This window comes from Thermomonas sp. (genome assembly GCF_041905325.1).
In the GTDB taxonomy this organism is placed as follows: Bacteria; Pseudomonadota; Gammaproteobacteria; order Xanthomonadales; family Xanthomonadaceae; genus Thermomonas.
The window spans coordinates 100,209-120,949 of record NZ_JAYRLK010000005.1 but is presented as its reverse complement, the minus strand read 5'-3'; the positions used below and the strand labels follow the sequence as shown (position 1 = coordinate 120,949).

Sequence of the window (20,741 nt, the reverse complement as noted above, 5' to 3'; positions counted from 1 at the left end):
GCGCGCGCGGTGATGGTTCAGGCTAAAGAGCCATCGTCCGCAAGGCCATTCGCCGGATGGTCTATGCCCTCCGGCGCGGGGCCGTCAGTCTTCCACGCACAGCTCGTCGTCGGGTACCGCGCAATCGCGCAGTGCCGCGCCGCCACGCGTCTTGATGCCGCTGGCGGCGGCGCTGCCGGCCACCGACTTCGGCAGCAGCAGCCACATCCGCACCGGCTGGTTGGTGGCCAGCGCCATCTTGCCGGCCTTGTCGCCGAAGCCCCAGAAGAAGTCGCCGCGCACGCTGCCGCGGATCGCGCCGCCGGTGTCCTGGGCGAAGACCAGCCGCTGCATCGGCGCGCCGCTGCCGGGCTGGGTACCGGCAATGAAGACCGGGGCACCCAAGGGCGTGGCGCGTGGGTCCACCGCCATCGAGCGACCGGCGCTCAAGGGCACGCCGAGTGCGCCGATCGGGCCTTCGGGGCCGTCGCTGATGCGGCGGAAGAACACGTAGCTGGGGTCGGGGATGCCGGTGGCAGCCACCGGTACGCCGGTCCCCACCGCCTGCCCGGCGGGTTTGCCGGTGGCGGCCGCCTGGTAGGCGGACATGTCCATCGGTGCGGAGTTGCCGGACGAGCCGTTGGCGCCGCCGGCAATCGCCGGGCCTTTCGCCGCCGCCATTGCAGGTGCCGGCGCTTCGGGTGCAACGCTGCCGGTGTCGGCCACCGGCGCGTGCAGCAGCAACTGGATCATGGCGGCCACTTCCTCGGTGTTGGTCGCTGCCGGCGCGGCGCTGGCGGGGCGGACCCCGGGGCGCTTCGGCTTCACGCGTGGTGCAGGCCTGGCAGAGGCCGTCGCGGCCGTCGCCACGCCACCACCGCCCTGCAACGCGGCGATGATGCGGGCGACATCCGCGTCCACGCCGTTGCCGGTGCCGGGTTTCTTCATGCCGCGGGTCGCGCCGACACCGGGGACGTCCACTTCCAGCGGCGCGTCCAACCCGCGCGCCTTGATCGCCAGCAGCACCGCGTCGGAATCGCCGCGGGTGGCATTGGGCATGAACGGCAGGCCGTTCTGCTCGGCATAGGCCAGCCGGATCAGGCCGCCGTCCTTGAGCTGGATCTTGCCGGAACCCTGGACCTGCATCGAATACAACTTGTAGGGGTCGGCCACCCACGCCAGCACCGGCGCGTCGATGCCGTTGGCGTCGATCTGCTGGCGGGTGTAGTAGGCGCGCACCACGTTGCCGTCGATGCGCACGCGGTAGCGCTTGTCGCGCGGGTTGGGCGCGGCACCGGCGAGGTCGATGCGGTACTCGCGCGCACCGGGCTCGCCGGCGTCGGCACCCGCCAGCCGCCCGTCCACCACCTTCAGCCAGCGGCTGGGTTGCCCCGCCACGGTGCGGGAATCCACCGTCAGCATGTCGGCCGGAGTGCCGTACACCGGGTACCGGTAGGCCCCTTGCCGCGTCAGCGAGCCGGCGATCAACGGTTCGAAATAGCCGGTCAGCTTGCCAGTGCCGCTGCGGGTGGGGGTGAGCATCTGGTAGGCATAGAACTCGTCATGCAGGAATTGCTGCAAGGCGGCATTGTCCTTCGGCAGCCGTGCCAGACGGGCGCACAGCGGTGCCCAGGCGCTGCGCCGCTGCATGGCCTTGCAATTGCCGATGAAGTTGGCCTGCATGCCGGCGAAATCCTCATTTTCCCAGCCGGGGATTTCGTCCAGCAGCACCGGCACGTAAGCGGCGTTGCGGGTGGAGAAAGCCGGGCCGAGTTCCGGATTGACGGGCAGGGGGGGCTGTTCGGGCGCGCTTTGTGCGGCGGCAAGGCTGCAGAGCGCGATGCCGAGGGTCAGCAGCGCGGAGCGCAAGGGGGAAGGCAGTCGGTGGAGCGACGGGGGGGCGATGTGGGTCATGCGGCAGTCTCCACGGCCATGATGGCCATGCGTTGCCGCTCAGGCTGCGCCGCCACGGCGGGCCGGACAATACGGCGGATGCACTATGGCGGGGAGGCGGGGTGGAGCGAGGCGGGTCAAAGCCCTTGCAGCTTGCGCGAGGCCACCACCGCTTCCACCCGGTTGCGCACGTTCAAGGCGCGGAAGATCGCGGCCAGGTGGATTTTCACCGTGCCTTCGCTGATCCCGAGGTCGCGCGCGATCAATTTGTTCGGCTTGCCCTGCGACAGCAGCCGCATCACGTCGATCTGGCGTTCGGTCAACAGCTTGCGCAAGCCATCCAGCGAGTGCGCGCCGCCCTGCGCGGCCGTGGAGGCCGCCGCCGGCGCGCGGGTGCCGCCGGGTTGCCAGCCCTGTGCCTGCGCATTGGCCAGCAACAGCGGCGGGATGTAGACGCCACCCGCCAGCACCAACCGGATGGCCGACAGCATCACGTCCGGGGAATAGGCCTTGGGGATGAAGCCCAGCACGCCCAGGTCCATCAAGGCGCGCATCAATTCCACGTCTTCCGAGCCAGACAGCACGATCACCGGCAGGTGCGGCGCCTCCGCGCGCAGGCGCGCCACGTGCTGGTGGCCCTGGGTGCCAGGCATGGCGATGTCCAGCAGCACCAGGTCCAGGGTGGCACCGTGGTCGGCGATGGCGCGGTCGAGCTCCTCCAGGTTCATCGCCACCACGGTTTCCACCGCGGGATCCAACTCCGCCAGCTTGAGTTTGACGCCTTCGATGATCAGGCGATGGTCGTCGGCCAGCAGTACTTTCACGAGAATCCCTGCATGCTTGCGCCGCCAGGGCGCATGTTCGTGGTGGTGGCGCGACGGTGGCCGGGTGTTGCCGGCGGCGAGGCTGCTTCCAAAGCAATTCACGATAGATGGCGTCGCCAGCGGACAGCAAGGCATAAGCGCCGTTCCAACGGCATACGCCCTACGGCATATGGTTGCGGCATCGCTGCAACCGAAGAATGCCGCAGATGCGCGCCGCGACCGGCGTTGCCCGTCTTCGTCGAGTCATGCCGATGCCCGTTGCCTTCCGCACGCACTGCCCGTTGCCCGCCGCGCGCCGCGCGCGGTGGCTTGTGCTGGCGTGCCTGCTGGGCGTGTCGTCCGGCCTTGCGTTGGCGCATGCCGGCATGCGCGACGCACGGGGCGCGCAGCAACGCCGGGGGTCGGCGCAGGCCGCCAGCCATGCAGCCACCGCCGATGTGCAGGCCGTGGAACCTGCGGCGGCGGTGCAGCAGCCGACGCCGGCTGTACCTGATCCCGCATTGCCGGCCGCAGCCCCGCCGCCGGCCGCCATGCCGCCGCGCGATCGTGGCGTGTTGTTCCGGGTCACTGCGCCGGCGCTTCGGGAATTGCCCGCCGAGGCCGCGGAGATGGCGTCACCTCCCGCCGCCCCCGGCGACACGCGCCCCAGCTACCTGCTGGGCACCATCCATTTCGGCACGCCCGAGGAACAGGGAACCGATTACGAACACCTGGGTCGCCTGCTGGCCGACACCGATACCTTCGTCAGCGAAGCCGACATCGACTCCCCGTGGAAGCCGGAGTACGACGGCTATCGGTGGCTGCCGGTCGGCACGCCATTGGGCGGGATGCTCGACAAGCAGGGCATGGCGATGGCGCAGGCGTTGCTGCCGGCGGTGCGTCCGCAGGACTTGCAGCGCATGAAACCCTGGGCGGTACTGGCGCTGCTGGAGGCGCGTGGCGAAAGCGGCAGCGATGCCAGCATGGATGCGCGCCTGCAGAAAATGGCGCAGGCTGGCGGCAAGCGGTTGGTGCATCTGGAAACCCTGGAGCAGCAGTTGCAGGCACTGGATTGCGTGCCGGCAGCCGAGCAGGCGGTGGTGCTGGCCGAGCGCCTGCGCAAATCGTGGATCCTGCGCATCGAATCGGCCGAAGCCATGGCCTTCTATCGCAGCCGCAATCTTGATGCATGGCTGGCCAGCGTCGACCGCATGGACGGGCTTGGGGAGGCCGCCAAGGCCATCGAACAGCGCGCCCGCGTATGCCTGCTGGAAGAGCGCAACGCGCGCTGGATCGGGCCGCTGGAAACCTTGTTCCGGGACGGCCCCGGGTTTGTCGCGGTCGGGGCGATCCACCTGGTGGGCCCGGATGGGCTGATCGCCCGCCTGCGGCGCGACGGGTTCACGGTCGAGGCGGTGCCGCCATGAGCGGCACCTTGCGTTTGGAAGTGGGCGGGGCAGTGCAACACAAGTCTAGGGAGCAGGCGGCATGGCATTCGGCATGAACGGGGATCGGCAGGTGCATTGGGGGCAGGGTGCATTCCTGAGCCCGCAACACCTGCAAGCGCAGGACGCCTGGGCGCGGGCAGGGCAGCATGCGTTGCACCTGCGGGTGACGCCGTTTCCCTGGGGGTACGAGGCGCTGCGCCTGCGTGAAGAGGCGCTGGGCAGCGGGGTGGTGGATGTGGAGCACTTCGTGCTGAGTACCCGCGACGGCGAGCGCCTGCAGGGCGGCTCGGCGGACACCGTGCCGGGCAACGCGCGCGTGGCCACCCGCAACATCGCCGACTTGCGCGTGACCGGCAACGACCCGATCCCGCTGTGGCTGGTGTTCACCGCCGAGCGCACCTTGCAGGGGCTGGGGCGGCGTGATGGGGAGCGGTTGCTGGCGCGGCACACGCTGGCGACCGAAACCCTGGCCGATCCGTTCGACCCGCAGGCCCCGGAAGCCGATGTCGACTTCCTGGTTTACCAGGCCAACATCGTCACCGGGCTGGACGAGAACGCCGAGGCCATCGTGCGCGGCTCCGACAGCTACAAGTTCGCCGAACTGCTGCCCGCCGGGCCCGGCAAGTTCAAGTTGTCGGCCGATTACATCCCGCCCGTCACCGCCATCACCGCGTCCCGCAACCTGGCGCGCTGGACGCGCGCGCTGCGCGACCTTTTGGTGTCGCGCGGGCAGGACTTCGCCGCGATCAAGCGCCAGCGCGGCATCCGCGCCGCCTCCACCAGCGCGCAGGAAGTGATGCGCGTGCTGATGATGCAGACCTTCGCGCGCCACATTCCGCAGTTCCAGGAGCACGCGCGGCTGGATACCGTGTCCGCGTATGCGATGTACCAGGACTTGCGCCGCCTGGTGGCGGAGTTCTCGGTGTTCTCGGAGGACATCGGCTACTTCGGCGAGCTGGCCTCCAACCCGCGCGAAACCGAACTTCCGGACTACGATCACGACGACCTGCGGCGTTGCTTCCGCGTCGGCTTCGACCGTGCCGAGACGCTGATCAAGGCACTGACGGTGGGTGCCGAAGTGGGCATCACCCTGACCTACGACGGGCGCTTCTACCGCGCCGACCTGCCGGTCAACCTGTTCGAAAGCGACAAGACGCGGTTCTACCTCGCCTTCGAGTCCGAGCAGAAAGGTGCGGATCTGTTCGCCCGGCTGTCGCGCACCGGCAAGATCGCGTCGATGGACGAAATGCCGCGGCTGCTGTCGGCGGCGCTGTTCGGCCTGAAGATCGACCTGCTGCCGGTGCCGCCGGAAGAGCTGCCGCAGAAGAGCCCGAACACCACCTATTTCCTGGTCGATACCACCCATCCGTTCTGGCAGATGATCAAGAACGGCCGCAACATCGCGGTGTTCTCCGACCTGCCGCCGGATTCCACCGTCATCAAGCTGTTCCCGGTCGCGGGGCAGGACTAAGCCATGGCCAGACTCCTGCATCACTTCTCCGCGCTGTTTTCGTTCGGGCTGGCGCTGGACGAACAGGTGGCCGGCAACCAGGCCAGCGAGCCCGCGGCGGCCGTGGTGGCGCGCGCGCGCGAGCTGATCGAACGCGCCAAGGCTGCGGCGATGGCCGATGGCAAGCGCCCGGAGCAGGCCGACAATGCCGCATTTGCGGTGGTGGCGTGGATCGACGAGATCATGGCGCGCAACCCGGTCTGGCTGACCAGCGGCGTGGCCCCGCTGCAGGTCACGATGTTTACCACCAACAATGCCGGCAACGAGTTCTTCACCCATCTGTCGGCCCTGGGGCAGGATCAGGACGAAGTGCGCGAGGTCTATTACCACGCGCTGCTGTGCGGCTTCGTCGGCCAGTACTACTACGAGAACGGCGACACCGGCGAGCTTGGCAAGCTCAAGGAGATGCACGGCCGGCAACTGCCGGTGGCACCGGCACCCATCCATACCCTGCGCGAGGAAAAGATCACCCCGCAACCGTATGGCGTGGCCGATCCGGCCGGCCCGCGCCTGCCGCGGCAATGGGACCGCGCGCTGCTGGGCATCGGCGCGTTGCTGGCATTGCTGATCCCGGTGTTGTACCTGGCGTGGATCCTGCTTGCCGCGCCCAAGCCGACCATTTCGGTACCGGTGCAGCAAGTGGTGGCCCGGTTCAACGCCGATTGCGCCGACCTCAAGGTGGAAACCGACGACGACAAGGGCAGCGTCAAGGTGGCCGGCTATGCCAAAAGCACCGACGACATGGCCTCGATCAAGCAGCAGCTGGCCGCCATCGAAGGCGTGAAATCGGTGGATGCGCAATTGCAATTGCGGATCTGGCCGCATTGCGAGGTGGTGCGTGCGCTGGCGCCCTACAAGGCGCGCAACGACGACAGCGGCCAGCATCTGACCATCACCCCCAGCGTCGGGCACTCCGACCGCTTCATCGAGGGCGAGAACGTGATCGTCAAATTGCAGGAGCCCAACTACGACGGCTACCTGTATGTCGACTACTACACCGTCAACGGCGACGTGGCGCACATCTACCCGAATGCCGGCGAGCCGGACAGCGGCCGCCTGCTGCATGCGCTGGAACAGTTCGAAGTCGGTGCCACGCCCTCCAGGACCTGGACGATCTGCGCGCCCTTCGGGCAGGAGCTGATCACCGTGATCTCGTCGCCGAAGCCGCTGTACCAGGAGGCGTTGCCGGAAATCCAGACCGCGCAGGAATACCTGCCGAAGCTGCGGCAATTCCTCGAATCCAACCGTGGCAATTCCCAACTGCTGGCCTCGCACCTGTTCATGCAGACCGAGCCGGAAACCGACCCATCCAGGAAGCAGCACGCACTTGCGGCGTGCCAGCCGGCGCCCGAGAGCGCGCCGCAGCAGGAGCTTGCGCAATGAATCCGCTGACCTCCGTGGAAAACCTGTTTTCGATCATCGGCAATGTGTTCAACCGCATCGGCTCGCTGTATTCGAAAAGTTCGGAAGCCGCCAAGACGCCGTGGTTGCGCCGGATCGTGGTGACGTTGCTGCTGTTGATCGTGCTGGCCGGCCTCGTGTTCCTGGCCATGGCGATCCTGCCGCAATTGCCGATGCGTTTCTGGCAGGTGCTGGGGTTGTGCGTGGTGGTGGCGGTGGTGCTGTGGTGGTTCATGGCGGGCCAGCGCAAGGCCTCCCTGAAGGGGCGCACGCGCAAGCGCATGGGGGATCTTGGGCCCGGCAACGCCGACGACGAGCGCGAGCCGGTGGCGAAGATGGCGGCCGCCATCGCGGAAGCCAAGCGCACCATTGCCAGGGCACCGGAGATTGCCCAGGGCCGCACGCCCCTGTACCGCATTCCGTGGTTGCTGTTTGTGGGCGATGCGGCCGCCGGCGTGGAAGGCCTGCTGCGCGCCGGCAGCGAAGTGTCGCCGTTCCCGGATTCCGACAAGCCGGCGATGGCAGCGGACGATGTCTGGCGGTGGTGGTTCCACAAATCCATGATCGCCATCGAAATGCACCCGCGCGTGGTCTGCGATACCGGTGCGCGGCTGGATCGCGGGTTGTGGTACCAGGCATTGATGAAGCTGGCCGACGAGCGCGAAAAACTCCCGCTCAACGGCATCGTCGCCGCAGTGTCGGTGCAGACCCTGCTGGGCCCGGCGGATGCATTGAAGGACACCGCCACCCGCCTGCGCCGGCTGGTGGACGAGGCCATGGAACACCTGCAGGTGCAGATGCCGGTGTATTTCGTGGTGACCGGGCTGGAGCGGTTGCCGGGATACGCGCAGCTGCGTGCCACCCTGCCGGCGGAAGCCTTCACGCAGGCGCTGGGGCATCGTTTCGCCGAAAACGAGGTGGTCAGCGCGGCCGCCAGCGGGCGCATCGATGATGTCCTGCGCCCGATCGAGGACCGCCTGCATGCGCTGCGCATGACCGCTTTGCGCGCCCAGCACACGCCGCAGCAGCGGCGCGCGGTGTTCGATTTCGTTGAATCGCTGCGGCTGGCGCATCCGGGGTTGTCGCTGTTCGTCAACCTGATGCTGGAAGACAACCCGTTCCAGCGCACCCCGCGCTGGCGGGGCCTGTATTTCGCCGGAGGGGCCGACCCCGTCCAGCGCGGCGGCGCGTTCGTCGCCGACCTGTTCACCCGCTTCCTGCCCAGCGACCAACCGTTGGCGGGCACCAGTTTCCGCGGCAATGCCGGCCGGCTGGCGATTGCGGGGGCAGGGGTGCTGGCGATGCTGGGCCTGTCCGCGTCCTTCGCCTACGGGCTGAAGGCCGCGCATCGCGACGATGCGGCGCTGCTGGCGCAGACCCGCAGTGCCTGCGCGGAAGTGGCCAACCGCACGTCCACCGGGCGGATCGAATGGGTGGCCAGTTGCGGCCGCACCATCGAGGAGCTGGAGGCCGCGCAGGGCGACACCTGGCTGAGTTTCGGCATCCGGCGTGCCGACAGCGACATCGCGCGCCTCAAGCAGCGGGTGATCGATGATTTCGCCAACCTGATCCTGGCCCCCGAGGACCAGATGCTGGCCACCGACATCGACCAGCACCGCGCCGGCATCGAGCACGTGCTGGCCATCACCCAGCGGTTGCGTCTGCTGGAGAATTGCAGCAGCCAGCGCGACGCTTGCCGTGTCAACGAGCTTCCCAACAACGTCAGTTTCGACGCGCGCTCGCGGTTGTTCGCGCCGTTCGTCAGTGCCGACAACGATACCCGGCGTGACCGCAACAATGCCAATGCCCTGTTCGCCACCTACCTCGGCTACCTGCGGTGGCAAAAAAAAAACGTCCGTGACGCCGAACACGATCGCCTCGAAGGCCTGCTGAAGAAATTGCTGGCCAGCTACACACCGCGTGCCGCCGACCTGCGGCAATGGGCCGATGCGCGCGGCACCGGTATCGACCTGGGCACCTTCTGGCTGCCGCAGGGCGCGGTGGTGGGCACCGACGGCGGGCAGGTGGAAGGCATCTCCAATGCCTATACGCGGGATGCGTGGGAAGGGGTGGTGCAGCCGATGCTGGCGACCCTGCGCGAACAGGCCCCCGACCGCGCGACCCGTTTCGATGACCTGCGCGATGCCTACTTCCACGACTACTTCAGCCAATGGGCGAAGTTCCAGACGCGGTTCGCGGACGGCATGGCCCTGTGGCGGGGGCGCAACGGCGACTTGCTGGTGCGCGCGGCGGGCAAGGACAACCCGTACACCCTTTTTTTCGCATCCGCCCAGCGCAACCTGTACGAATTGCCGCTTGATTGGCCGTTCGCGTCGCGCTGGGCAGCCACATGGGCGGGGATGAAGGCGAAGTGGCTGTCGTCATGGCGGCCGTTCGGGCGGTTCGTCGCCGCATCGTTCCGCTTCGGGGGTGAAAAAATCGCGCCGCCGGTCTGGCTGCTGGCCATGCACGATACCCAGACGACGGTGTTGCCGGGGCAGGATGCGGCATACGCGCGTGCCTACCTGCGGCTGTCGGCTGAGGGCTCGGGCGAGGATGTCTACCAATTGGCGTCCGACCTGTTCGCCAGCAAGGGCAAGGCCGACAAGCCCCCGGCCAGCGACTACACGCAGTTGATCGAGGCGGTGGACAAACCGGCGGAAAAATACGCCACCGCGTTCCAGGGGAACGACATGGCCGCCTGGTCGATGGTGCAGGGGCCCGCCCGGTTGTTGCTGTCCCTCACCGTCCACCGTGCCGGCGAATACGTGCAGGAGCGCTGGCGCGACAGCGTGGTCAAGCCGCTGGCGCAGCTGCCGCCGGAACAGCAGGTGGAAGCCCTGTACGGGCCGCAGGGCAAGCTGGGTGCTTTCGTCAACGACTGGCTGAAGCCCTTCATCACCGAAAAGGAGCGCTTGCCGGTCAAGGTGGACGGCGTGGCCATGCCGCTCAGTGGCGCCTACCAGGGCATGGTGGCATCCGAGAGCAAGTTCTTGCCGGTGCTGGGCAACGTGGCCCCGTTCCTGGCCGGCAGCTTCACCCTGACCCAGCCCAGCCAGCTTGGGGCGTTGGATGAAGGCACCACCGGCACGGTGCTGGAAGTCGAGTGCCGTGAGCGCGTGTATCGCGCCAGTTCCGCCGGCGCATCGCTGGCCGAGGCCACCGCGCAGGTGTTCTGGTCGCCGTCCAGCTGCCTGCAAGCGCGCATCCGCATCAACATCGCCGCGCCCCCGGCCGCGCCGGGTGAGGCGGTGCAGGAATTCGATCCGGCCACCAGCCAGATGCAGGCGGCCACGCCCGCACCCAGCGACATCGAGCTGGTGCGCAGCTACGCCGGCGCCGATGGGTTCGCCGAATTGCTGGCGGACTTCGCCAACGGCACGCATGCCTATGCCCTGGATGATTTCCGCGCCAGCTACAGCCCCGCGCAATGGGGGCAGCTGCGCGCCCGCCTCGACGCCATCGGGTTCCGTGGTGCCCGGGTGTACCTGAAGGCGGACCTGTCGGACGAAATGAAACGCTACCTGGGTGCCAGCACCGCGCGCGCGGAAGTGCCCAGCATGATCCTGGAATGACCAACCGGAGGGCCCATGGCCATCGACATCACCGAACTTCTCGCCCCGATCCCCGGCAGTGACCCGGCCGGCAGCGACGCCAGTTTTTCCGACCAGTTCGACCGCATCCGCGAGGCGCGCCGGGCCGACGATCCGAACCTTGCCCAGGGCGAGTGGCAGACCGAATTGAAGGTGGCCGATTGGCGCGAGGCGCAAAGCCTGGCCGAAGACGTGTTGCTGCGCACCAGCAAGGATCTGCAAGCCGCCGTGTGGCTGGGCGAGGCGATCATTGCAAGGCAGGGGCTGGAAGGCGCGCGGGATGCTTTCGACCTGTTGACCGGACTGCTGGACACCTACTGGGACGGCCTGTATCCACGCATCGACGATGGCGACCTGGAGGAGCGCGCCAGCAAGCTGGCCTGGTTCGCCACCTACGGCGGCCGCGTGTTGCAGACCACCCTGCTCAATGACGACCCGCAGGCAGCGTTGACATTGGCAGGCTGGGTCGACTCGCGCGAGGTCGACAACCTCGGGCGACAGAACGCGGAGGCCTACCAGGCTGCGCTGGACGAAGGGCGCATCAACGGCGAGGCCTACGACAGCCGGATGCTGGCCACCCCGGATGCGCTGATTGCAGAGCGCATCGCGCAGGTTGCGGCGGCGCGCGAAGCGTTTGCCCGTCTCAGTGCCATGTCCGATGCCAAGCTTGGCCGCGAAGCCCCCAGCCTGAGTGCGCTGGAGGATGCGCTGAAGAAGATCCAGACCATTTATGCCCGCGTCGCGGCCAGCAAGGGGCTGGGCGGTGCGGTGGAAGCCGATGCCGGCGGCGAAGGCGATGCCGGCGTGGCGGTGGCCCCGGCTGCGGCAGGGGCGGGCGGTGCGGCACTCAATCTCGGCGGCGGCAGCCTGGCGTCGAAGGAATCGGCCCTACGGGCGCTGAACGACATCGCCGCGTTCTTCCGCCGCACCGAGCCGCACAGCCCGGTGGCGTATCTGCTGGACCGCGCGGTGACCTGGGCCAACATGCCGCTGGAGCAGTGGCTGGCGGAAGTGATTCGCGACGAAGGCACGCTGTCGTCCATCCGCGAGCGCGTCGGGTTGCCGCCCAGCTATTGATCCGCCGCAAGGCGGGGCGGCGGCCGCCACGCCGAACGGCATATGCCCAAGTCTGGCCGTCCGTGGGATGTCGTCTGCAAAGCACCCTTCCTAGACTCGCAAATACGCTCCGGGATGCGTCGCGCAGCGACCGCTGCCCCGGTTACATCGCCAGCTCCACCCATCGCGCACGGGGAATCCCATGGCCAAGAAAGAAAGCACCCAGCACAAGCTCGATCGCGTTCGCGCCCCGCGCGTACAGCTCACCTACGACGTGGAAGTGGGCGATGCGATCGAGAAGAAGGAACTCCCGTTCGTGGCCGGCGTGATCGGCAATTTCAGCGGCCAGCCGGCGGAGCCGTTGGCGAAGATGAAGGACCGCAAGTTCGTCAACGTCGACAAGGACAACTACGACGACGTGCTCAAGGGCATGAAGCCGCGGGTGCAGATGCAGGTGGACAACAAGCTCGCCGAGGATGGTTCCAAGCTGGGCGTGGAGCTGACGTTCCGCAGCCTGGAAGACTTCTCGCCGGAACGCGTCGCCAACCAGATCGAGCCGCTGCGCAAGCTGCTGGAGGCACGCCAGAAGCTGGCCGACCTGCGCAACAAGGCGGCAGGCAACGACAAGTTCGAAGACCTGCTCAACGAAGTGCTGCAGAACACCGACAAGATCGCGCAGTTGAGCAAGGAAGTCGGTTCCAAGTCCGACGCATGACCGGCAGTACGCCGAACCGACGCACACCAACTCCAGCGAGCGAATATCACCATGGCCAATACTGAAACCCAGGCGGCATCTGCCGCATCCGCCGAAGCCGTCGAGGGCGGCCTGCTCGACCAGATCCTGAGCCAAAGCAGGATTGCCCGTTCCGACAGCGAACGCACCCGCGCCCGCGACCTGATCGCCGAGCTGGTGGCGCAGGTCAGCGATGGCGCGATGACCGTTTCCCAGGACGCCATCGGCGCGCTGGATGCGCGCATCGCGGAAATCGACCGGGTGCTGTCCGACCAGTTGTCGGCGGTGATGCACGCGCCGGAGTTCCAGCAGTTGGAAGGCAGCTGGCGCGGCCTGAAGTATCTGGTCGACAACTCCGAAACCAGCACCACCCTGAAGATCAAGGTCTTCAACACGACCAAGAAGGAACTGGTCAAGGATTTCAAGAACGCTTCGGATTTCGACCAGAGCAACCTGTTCAAGAAGCTCTACGAAGAGGAATACGGCACCTTCGGCGGTGCGCCGTTCGCCACCCTCATCGGCGATTTCGAGTTCGGCCGCCATCCGGAAGACATGTACCTGATGGAGGAAATCTCGCACGTCTGTGCTGCCGCGCACGCGCCGTTCCTCAGCGCCGCCTCGCCGGAGCTGCTGGGCTTCGATGACTTCACCGAGCTGTCAGGCCCGCGCGACCTGGCCAAGATCTTCGACACCGTCGAATACGCCAAGTGGAAGAGCTTCCGCGCCTCCGAGGACTCCCGTTACGTGGGCCTGGCGATGCCGCACGTGCTGGGCCGCCTGCCGTACGGCCCCGACACCGCACCGGTGGAAGCGTTCAACTTCGTCGAGCGCACCGATGGCACCGACCACAACAAGTACCTGTGGATGAACGCCGCCTACGCGCTGGGCACCAAGGTGACCGATGCCTTCGCCAAGTACGGCTGGTGCGCGGCGATCCGCGGCGTCGAGGGTGGTGGCCTGGTCGAAGGCCTGCCCACCCATACCTTCGCCACCGACGATGGCGAAGTGGCGCTGAAGTGCCCCACCGAGATCGCCATCACCGACCGCCGCGAGAAGGAGCTGGCCGACCTCGGGCTGATCCCGCTGGTGCATTGCAAAGGCACCGACTACGCGGCGTTCTTCTCCACCCAGTCGGCGCAGAAGGCCAAGGAGTACAACACCGACGCCGCCAACGCCAACGCGCGCCTGTCCTCGCAGCTGCAGTACATCTTCGCGGTCAGCCGCATCGCCCACTACCTGAAGTCGATGATGCGCGACAAGATCGGCAGCTTCGCCTCCAAGTCCAGCGTCGAGCTGTTCCTCAACAACTGGATCTCGCAGTACGTGCTGCTGGACGACAACGCCTCGCAGGAAGCCAAGGCCCAATACCCGCTGCGCGAGGCCCGTATCGAAGTGGCCGAGATCCCGGGCAAGCCCGGTGCCTACAAGTCGGTGGCGTTCCTGCGCCCGCACTACCAGCTGGACGAATTGAGCGTGTCCCTGCGCCTGGTCGCGGAACTGCCCAAGTCGGCCCGCTGATCCCCATTCCGCATTCCGTCATACCCATCCAACCTCTGAGGAGATACCACCATGGCATCCGATTACCTGCTCGAGCTCGACGGCATCAAGGGCGAATCGCTGGACGAAAAGCACAAGGACAAGATCGAAATCGACTCCTTCAGCTGGGGCGTCAGCAATGAAGGCAACATGGGTCGCGGCGGCGGCGGCGGCACCGGCAAGGCCAATTTCCAGGACCTGCACTTCACCAAGCAGACCGACAAGGCCAGCCCGTTGCTGGTCAAGGCGGCCGCCACCGGCGACCACATCAAGAAGGCGGTGCTCACGGCGCGCAAGGCCGGCGGCAAGGGCGGCCAGGTGGAGTACTTCCGGGTCACGATTGAAGACGTGATGGTCAGCTCGTTCACCACCGGCGGCAATGCCGGGAGCTCCTCCATCCCGGTCGACAACTTCAGCCTGAACTACACCAAGATCAAGTACGAATACATGCCGCAGAAGGCCGACGGCAGCCTGGAAGGTGCCATCGTGGCCCAGTACGACCGCGCCCTGAACAAGGCCACCTGATCGTTGCGTGGCGCAAGGCGGCCCGTCGCAGATCGCGGCGGGCCGTTGCCGTTTGCAGGCGAGTCACTGACGAGGAGGTGGCATGCGTGGGCTGATGGACCGGTTGGTGGATGCGCCATTGCCGGAGGACGCCGGGCGTCGGGTGTCGGTCACCGACATGCGCAACAGCGTGTCCCGCGACCTTGAAACCTTGCTCAACACGCGTTCGGAAGGCGCGCGGGTCATCCCGGATGTCTTCAAGGAATGCCGGGCATCGTCGCTGACCTACGGCATCCTCGATTTCTCCTCCTACAGCCTGCTCAGCCCGCACGACCGCGACCGCATCCGGCGTTCGCTGGAACAGGCCATCGGCTTGCACGAGGGGCGCTTGAGCCGCGTGCGGGTCACGCTGGATCCGCAGCGCGAGCTGGACCGTGCCCTGCGTTTCCGGGTCGATGCGCTGATGGAATTGGGCGACGACAACGAGAAAGTGCAGTTCGATGCCGTTCTCCAGCTCAATACCCAGACCTACATGGTGCGTTGATCGATCACCATGTCGGCGGCGTCCGGGTAGTGTTGCCGCGCCCGTGCCGCCAGCACCGCTGCCAGCATGGCTTCGCGCAGGCGCTGCGGCGGCACCGGCTTGAACAACACCGGGATATGCAGGGTGGTGATTTCGCCGATGCGCTCGGGCCGGGTTTCCCCGGTGACCAGTAGCCGCGCGAACGGCGGGGAGGCCGGGTCTTCACGGTAGTACCGGGCCACCGCCGCCAATACGTCCGGGCCGAACAGGTTGTCCCCCAGGTGCAGGTCGCTGATGATCAGGTCCGGAGGGGTGAACCAGCCTTCCAGGCGTTCCAGCGCGCTTGCCTCGTCCGATGCAGTGCGGATGTCGCATCCCCATTCCTGCAGGAGCGTGCGCAGGCCCTCGAGGATGCTGGGCTCGTCGTCGATGGCCAGCACCCGCAGGCCGCTGATGTCGATGGGATTGTCGATGTCGTCGTCGTTGCTGGGCAGGTGGGCCTGGCAGGCCGCCAGCGTCACCGAGATGCAGGTGCCTTTCCCGGGGCGGGAGGCAAGCGTGATCGCGCAACCGGTCAGCTCGGCCAGCCGGCGCACCGTGGCCAGCCCCAGGCCCAGGCCACGGCCGCGCTCGCCACCGCGATGCGCTGGCTGCTTGACCTGGTAGAACTCCTCGAACACCCGCTGCTGGTGCTCGGGCGGGATGCCGCAGCCGGTGTCCCAGACATCGATGCGTACCTGCCCGGAATACTGGTGGCGCACGCCCACCAGCACGCCGCCCTCATCGGTATAACGCAAGGCATTGCTGACCAGATTGTTGAGGATGCGGGCCAGCATGGTGCGGTCGCAACGCACCCAGGCATCGGTCTTGCGCACCACCAGCCGCAGGCCGCGGGATTCCGACAACATGCGGAAGTTGCGGCTGACTTCGTCGAAGACGCCATCCAGGCGGACATTGGTGACTTCGGCCAGCATCGAGCCGGCTTCGAGCCGGGACAGATCCAGCAATTCGGAGAACAACTGGTCCAGCGACGCCACGCACTCTTCGATGTGCATCACCCTGGCAAGCCTGTCCGGGTCGGTTTCACCGGCACGCAGGGTGGAGGAAAACAAGGTCAGTGCGTACAGCGGCTGCCGCAGGTCGTGGCTGGCGGCCGCCAGCAACCGGGCGCGCGCCTGGCTGGCGGCTTCAAGCTTGGCATTCTTGTCCACCAGTTCGATGGTGGTGCGGCCCAATTCGCTTTGCATGCGGTTATGGGTACTCGCCAGCATGCGCGAAGCCTGGTTGACCCCGTGCTGCAAGCGACTGATGGCACCACCCTGGCGGGCAATCGAAAGACTGACCTGCTCGCCACGCCCCACACGCTCGATGGCACCGATCAGTTCGTCCAGCGGGCGCACCACCCGCAGGGCGATGTTCCAGCTGATGGCCACCACCAAGGCCAGCGCCGCCAACAGCAGCAAACCGCCCAGCCAGAGGATGCCGGTTTCACCCATCGACAGGAAGGATTGCGCGTGCGCCGCCCACAGCAGCAGCGCGAAGGCGGCGCAGACGGCCAGCAGCAATGGCAACACCACGCGCAACGCCCACTGCCGCAGCAGCGAGTCGGGAACGGCGGGCGAATGGTGTGGTGGCGTGGTGGGGTGCACGGGTGCGTCCGCGTGGCGGTTGACCTGATTAAACGCAAGTCCATGCCGCTTCGGGTCACAACGCCACCGCTGCAACCGTCGCACCCAGCCACGTCTGTTTGCAGGTCACCCGCGCCCCGCGCCGGCGAAGGCGCGGGGAACGCGCGGGGAACGCGCGGGGAACGCGAGTGTGTCAACGGCGAGGGGCAGGGCATGTGGAAGGATTGTTCCGGCATCTTCGGGTGATTTGGAAATTCGACTCTGACCCGGGTTTTCAAGAACCGGGGCCACTCCAACCCGACCCCGTTATTTCCGTTTTTTCGTTTTGGTGGCGGTGAGCCCGTAGCGTGCTAGCGGCCGTGGACTATTGGTGGCTTTGCCGCCTCAGCGTGTCGGTCTTCTCGCGTTTGGCGCGGCAGCAGTTACCCTGCAGTTACGAAAAAACCGCCTTTCGGCGGTTTCGTCGTAAAGCCTTGAATTTATTGGTCGGGGAGACAGGATTCGAACCTGCGACCTCTACGTCCCGAACGTAGCGCTCTACCAGACTGAGCTACACCCCGACAGCTGAGCCGCGCATTCTAGGGGCATTGGCCGTTTACGGCAAGTCCCCCGGCCTGGAATTTTTCGCGGAGCAGGGCCGGACACGGAAAGCGGGCCTCTGCCCGTTAAACTTGCGTCTTTTCCGCTTCATCGGAGCCCCCACCGTGATCAAGCCACGCACCCCCGCCGGGGTCATGGAGCTGCTGCCGCGCGACCAGATCGCGTTCCAGCGGATGCTGGACACCATCCGCCAGACCTTCGAGCGCTTCGGCTTCCTGCCGGTGGAAACGCCGGTGATGGAGCTGTCCGAGGTGCTGCTGACCAAGTCGGGCGGCGAAACCGAGCGGCAGGTGTACTTCGTGCAGTCCACCGGTGCGCTGGAGAAGTCGCTCGACAAGGGCGGGGCGGACGGCCTGCCGGAACTGGCGCTGCGCTTCGACCTGACCGTGCCGCTGGCGCGCTACGTGGCGGAACATGAGCACGACCTCGCGTTCCCGTTCCGGCGCTACCAGATGCAGCGGGTGTACCGCGGCGAGCGCGCCCAGCGCGGGCGCTTCCGCGAGTTCTACCAGTGCGACATCGACGTGATCGGCAAGGACAGCCTGTCGCCGCGCTTCGACGCCGAGATCCCGGCGGTGATCGCCGCGGTGTTCGAGCGGCTGGCGATCGGCGAGTTCACCATCCAGTTCAATCACCGCAAGCTGCTGCGCGGCTACTTCGAGGGCTTGGGCATCGAAGGCGAGGCGCAGCTGCTGGTGCTGCGCGAGCTGGACAAGCTGGACAAGCGCGGCGCGGACGCCGTGCGCGAAACGCTGGCGGGCGAGGGCTTCGGGCTCGGCGCGGAGGTCATCGACAAGTTGATGGCGTTCTCGCAGGTGCGCTCGCACGGCCACGCCGACGCGCTGGCCAAGCTGGACGCGCTCGGCGCGGGCACGCCGCTGTTCGACGAAGGCCGCGAGGAGCTGCGCACCATCCTCGACCAGCTCAAGGCGCTGGGCGTGGCGGAGTCGCGCTACGCGCTGAACCTGTCGATCGCGCGCGGGCTGGATTACTACACCGGCATCGTCTACGAGACCACCCTCGACGCCTATCCGCAGATCGGTTCGATCTGCTCCGGCGGCCGCTACGACAACCTCGCCGGCCATTACACCAAGTCGAAGTTGCCGGGCGTCGGCATCTCCATCGGCCTGACCCGGTTGTTCTACCAGTTGCAGGACGCCGGGCTGGTCGGCACCGCCGACAGCTCGGTGGACGTGCTGCTGGCGCTGCTGGACGATGCCGGGCTTGCGCATGCGCTGGCGCTCTCGCAGCGGCTGCGCGCGGCTGGCCTCAACGTGGAGACCCAGCTGGAGCCGCGCAAGCTGGCCAAGCAGTTCCAGTATGCCGACAAGGCCGGGATCCGCTTCGTGGTGATGCGCGGCGAGGACGAGGCCGCGCGCGGCGTGGTCACGGTCAAGGACCTGCGTCGCGGCGAACAGTTCGAGGTGGCCGAGGCCGAGCTGGCCGCGGCCCTGCTGGTGGAACGCGAGCAGCTGCGCAGCGCGGCGGGGAAGGCATGATGAAGGATGTCGTCAAACTGGACGGGGTGTCGCTGACCCGTGCCCAGCTGGTGCAGGTGGCGCGCGGCGCGCAAGTGGCGCTGGATGCGCAGGCGCTGGAGCGTGTGGCGCACGCCGCCGAGTTCCTGCTGGAGCAGGTGGCGAAGCAGGAGCCGATCTACGGCATTTCCACCGGCTTCGGCAGCAATGCCGACAAGCTGCTGGGCAGCCACCGCCTGCGCGATGAGCTGCCGGGTGCGTCCCGGTCCGGGCAGCCGCCGCATATCGAACTGCAGCGCAACCTGATCGTCACCCACGCGGTCTGCGTGGGCGAACCGTTTGCGCCGGAAGTGGTGCGGGCGATGCTGTGCATCCGCATCAATACCCTGCTGCGCGGCTATTCGGGCATCCGCGTGCAGACGCTGCAGGCGCTGGCGGCCATGCTCAATGCCGGCATCGTGCCGGTGGTGCCGCAGCTGGGTTCGGTGGGCGCATCGGGTGACCTGGCCCCGCTGTCGCATCTGGCCATCGTGCTGCTGGGCGGCGGCGAAGCCTTCGTCGACGGCCAGCGCATGCCGGGTGCCGACGCGCTGGCGCGCAAAGGCCTGCAGCCGGTCGAGCTGTCGTACAAGGAAGGTCTGGCACTGAATAACGGCACCGCACAGATGCTGGCCACCGGCGTGCTGGCGGTGCAGCTGGTGGAAGACCTGCTGGACACCGCCGACCTTGCCGCGGCGATGACGATCGATGCCTTCGCCGGCCGCCTTGGTGCGTTCGCGCCGGAAGTGCACGCGCTGCGCCCGCATCCGGGGCAGGTGCAGACCGCCGCCAACCTGCGGCGCCTGCTGGACGGTTCCACCCTGTCCGACATCGCCTACCACCTGGTGCCGAAGTTCCGCCAATGGCTGCCGGGAAGCTGGGACAGCCCGTCGCTGCAGGCGCTGGGCTTCGACATCGGCTGGGACTGGGTGGGCTTCGCCCAGCGCCATGGCCGCGAGAAGTTCTACCAGCGCTTCCTGCCGTTCCGCGGCGGCAAGAAGCACCAGCCGCAGGACAGCTATTCGCTGCGCTGCATTCCGCAGGTGCACGGCGCGGTGCGCGATGCGCTGGCGCAGGCGCAGCGGGTGCTGGACGTGGAATTGAACGCGGTGACCGACAATCCGCTGGTGTTCCCGGACAAGACCGGCGCGGCGCACGTGGAAGAGCAGGTGATCTCCGCCGGCCACTTCCACGGCATGCCGCTGGCGCTGGCGATGAGCTACCTGAAGGCGGCGATCCCGGTGCTGGCCTCGATCAGCGAGCGCCGCCTCAACAAGCTGGTCGATCCTGCCACCAACGATGGTTTGCCGCCGTTCCTGATCGGCAACGAGGACGGCACCGAATCCGGCCACATGATCGTGCAGTACACCGCGGCGGCCATCGTCAACGACCTTGCCAGCCGCGCGATGCCGGCCTCGGTGTATTCCATCCCGACCTCGGCGAATGCCGAAGACCATGTCTCGATGGGCGCCAACGAGGCGCGCCACGTGCTGGCGATGGCGCAGGACCTGGGCAAGGTGCTGGGGCTGGAGCTGTTCACCGCCGCGCAGGCGCTGGACCTGCGCCGCGACATGATCAATGCCGCCCGCGAGCTGGCCCGTCGCAGCGACGCCGCCGGCTTTGCCGCCAAGGTCGGCGGCGGCCCGCTGCCGGACGCCGCCGAGCGCGCCGGCTTCCTCGATGAAGTCGATGCCCTGCGCGAGCAGCTCGCCCGTTCCGGCGAATTCCAGCCGGGCAGGGCGGTCGCCACTGCCCACGCCGCCATCCGCGCCCGCATTCCCTATCTGGACCGCGACCGCGCGCTGGATGGCGAAGTGGCCGCCGCCGTGGCGATGGTGGCGGACGGGAGCATCCTCGCGGCGGTGCGCGCGGGCTGAGATTGCGCGCTCATATGTGCGTGACATGGGCACCTTCGGGTGCCCATTTTTTGTTGCGTGCCGGCTGGGCTGCTGTCCTGGACCGGTGCGCCCGTTGACATTGTCAGATTATCAAATTAATGTATTAGCACGCTAATACA

Annotated in this window: 14 protein-coding genes and 1 tRNA gene; 11 read left to right on the top strand and 4 right to left on the bottom strand. The window is 67.2% G+C overall.

All coding sequences use genetic code 11. The features are described 5' to 3' along the window. Positions 1–84: 84 nt before the first annotated feature. Together ACE3OK_RS07385 and ACE3OK_RS07380 are read right to left on the bottom strand one after the other, a co-directional pair. On the bottom strand, positions 85–1,893 hold the full coding sequence (locus tag ACE3OK_RS07385) for an MltA domain-containing protein (RefSeq protein WP_374248893.1): 1,809 nt from the start codon (positions 1,891–1,893) through the stop codon (positions 85–87). A gap of 116 nt (positions 1,894–2,009) precedes the next feature. Further along, entirely contained in the window at positions 2,010–2,696 is a 687-nt protein-coding gene (locus tag ACE3OK_RS07380) for a response regulator (protein WP_374248892.1), read from the bottom strand. A 251-nt stretch (positions 2,697–2,947) separates the two neighbouring features. Between ACE3OK_RS07380 and ACE3OK_RS07375 the strand changes: the two genes are divergently transcribed. From ACE3OK_RS07375 to tssE, 9 genes are all read left to right on the top strand, one after another. Beyond that, entirely contained in the window at positions 2,948–4,102 is a 1,155-nt protein-coding gene (locus ACE3OK_RS07375; RefSeq protein WP_374248891.1) for a TraB/GumN family protein, read from the top strand. 61 nt (positions 4,103–4,163) lie between these two features. Next, positions 4,164–5,594, top strand: a complete 1,431-nt coding sequence (tssK, locus tag ACE3OK_RS07370) for a type VI secretion system baseplate subunit TssK (protein WP_374248890.1) — start codon at positions 4,164–4,166, stop codon at positions 5,592–5,594. A gap of 3 nt (positions 5,595–5,597) precedes the next feature. Continuing rightward, the gene (locus tag ACE3OK_RS07365; RefSeq protein WP_374248889.1) at positions 5,598–7,016 is read left to right on the top strand and encodes a DotU family type IV/VI secretion system protein; all 1,419 of its coding nucleotides are present in this window, start codon (positions 5,598–5,600) and stop codon (positions 7,014–7,016) included. Next, the gene (locus ACE3OK_RS07360) at positions 7,013–10,609 is read left to right on the top strand and encodes a type VI secretion protein IcmF/TssM N-terminal domain-containing protein (protein WP_374248888.1); all 3,597 of its coding nucleotides are present in this window, start codon (positions 7,013–7,015) and stop codon (positions 10,607–10,609) included. Before ACE3OK_RS07365 ends, ACE3OK_RS07360 begins: the two co-directional genes overlap by 4 nt. 15 nt (positions 10,610–10,624) lie before the next feature. Further along, positions 10,625–11,704, top strand: a complete 1,080-nt coding sequence (gene tssA / locus ACE3OK_RS07355) for a type VI secretion system protein TssA (protein ID WP_374248887.1) — start codon at positions 10,625–10,627, stop codon at positions 11,702–11,704. A 181-nt stretch (positions 11,705–11,885) separates the two neighbouring features. Then, positions 11,886–12,398, top strand: coding sequence for a type VI secretion system contractile sheath small subunit (tssB, locus tag ACE3OK_RS07350; RefSeq protein ID WP_374248886.1), 513 nt, complete (start codon positions 11,886–11,888; stop codon positions 12,396–12,398). Between the two features lie 51 nt (positions 12,399–12,449). Continuing rightward, a complete protein-coding gene (tssC, locus tag ACE3OK_RS07345; protein ID WP_374248885.1) occupies positions 12,450–13,934 on the top strand; it encodes a type VI secretion system contractile sheath large subunit in 1,485 nt (494 codons plus the stop codon). A gap of 51 nt (positions 13,935–13,985) precedes the next feature. Next, the gene (locus ACE3OK_RS07340) at positions 13,986–14,477 is read left to right on the top strand and encodes an Hcp family type VI secretion system effector (protein WP_374248884.1); all 492 of its coding nucleotides are present in this window, start codon (positions 13,986–13,988) and stop codon (positions 14,475–14,477) included. Between the two features lie 82 nt (positions 14,478–14,559). Continuing rightward, the gene (gene tssE / locus ACE3OK_RS07335; protein ID WP_374248883.1) at positions 14,560–15,000 is read left to right on the top strand and encodes a type VI secretion system baseplate subunit TssE; all 441 of its coding nucleotides are present in this window, start codon (positions 14,560–14,562) and stop codon (positions 14,998–15,000) included. On the opposite strand, the gene ACE3OK_RS07330 is transcribed toward tssE, so the two are convergent. Then, positions 14,985–16,628: a hybrid sensor histidine kinase/response regulator gene (locus tag ACE3OK_RS07330; protein ID WP_374248882.1), complete on the bottom strand. Its 1,644-nt coding sequence runs from the start codon at positions 16,626–16,628 to the stop codon at positions 14,985–14,987. The genes tssE and ACE3OK_RS07330 overlap by 16 nt on opposite strands. Positions 16,629–17,090: 462 nt before the next feature. After that, a tRNA-Pro gene (locus ACE3OK_RS07325) sits at positions 17,091–17,167 on the bottom strand. Between the two features lie 144 nt (positions 17,168–17,311). Here ACE3OK_RS07325 and hisS point away from each other — a divergent pair. Beyond that, positions 17,312–18,706 carry a histidine--tRNA ligase gene (gene hisS, locus ACE3OK_RS07320; protein ID WP_374248881.1) on the top strand — a complete coding sequence of 465 codons (1,395 nt, stop codon included), beginning with the start codon at positions 17,312–17,314 and terminating at the stop codon, positions 18,704–18,706. Then, positions 18,706–20,601: a histidine ammonia-lyase gene (gene hutH, locus ACE3OK_RS07315; protein ID WP_374248880.1), complete on the top strand. Its 1,896-nt coding sequence runs from the start codon at positions 18,706–18,708 to the stop codon at positions 20,599–20,601. Before hisS ends, hutH begins: the two co-directional genes overlap by 1 nt. The last annotated feature ends 140 nt before the right edge of the window (positions 20,602–20,741 follow it).